Source organism: Marinomonas sp. SBI8L (assembly GCF_001624705.1).
Classification (GTDB): Bacteria; Pseudomonadota; Gammaproteobacteria; order Pseudomonadales; family Marinomonadaceae; genus Marinomonas.
In genome coordinates this window covers 1-723 of record NZ_JSEO01000048.1, presented here as the reverse complement: position 1 = coordinate 723, position 723 = coordinate 1, and the positions used below count along the sequence as shown (strand labels likewise).

Genomic DNA, 723 nt, shown 5'->3' with positions numbered 1-723 from the left:
GATATTGTTTTTTGAATATGGAGCAAGATGCTATGGCTATTTGTCGTGTCGATACCATTTCGATTCCTGTGTCTGATCAAAATCAGGCGCTGCAATTTTACCGTGATGCATTAGGCTTTGAAGTGATTAGAGATCATGCTGATAATCAACAGATGCGGTGGGTACAGTTGGTGCCTAAAGGCGCAGAAACGACGATCAGTTTAGTAAAACCATTTGCGGGAATGGAAGCAGGGGGAGTACAAGGGTTAGTGGTTCAAACGCATGATATTCAGTTAACCTACCAAGAGCTGAGTGGTAAAGGTGTGGCATTGTCAGAAATTATTACCATGATGGAAGGGCGATTTGCGACGTTTAATGATCCTGATGGCAACGGGTGGGTACTGATTCAATCGACAGCAACGATGTTGGCATAAATCGCTAGCAAGACAACATTGCTTGCTAGCGATAAATGATAACTTAGCGCTGAACTGCAATACGTGTTGATAACGTATGTGTTTGTCCAGGTTGTAATTCAATGGTTGGCGTATGGATCGTTGATTCGACACATACCATTGTTTCAAAACTGTTGTTGGCCATATCACCCATACTGATGGATAGCTCTTGCCAAGGGTTCCAAATAACAACGGCGTTATGACCTTGATTAGTCACCAAAATAGTACGTTGGTTGTTTTTGTCATTAACTTCAATTGTCGCCTGAGGATGTGTATAAACACGATCTGTTTC

At 42.2% G+C, this 723-nt stretch carries 2 protein-coding genes; one reads left to right on the top strand and one right to left on the bottom strand.

Annotated features, from left to right (window positions below; genetic code table 11):
* Positions 1-413 (top strand): VOC family protein (locus OA91_RS23840; protein WP_197477872.1); only part of this gene is annotated, 413 nt, incomplete at its 5' end.
* 43 nt (positions 414-456) lie between these two features.
* Here the strand turns inward: OA91_RS23840 and OA91_RS23835 are convergent.
* Positions 457-723, bottom strand: a 267-nt coding sequence (locus tag OA91_RS23835; RefSeq protein ID WP_442919203.1) for an aldose epimerase family protein, incomplete at its 5' end; no start/stop codon positions are given.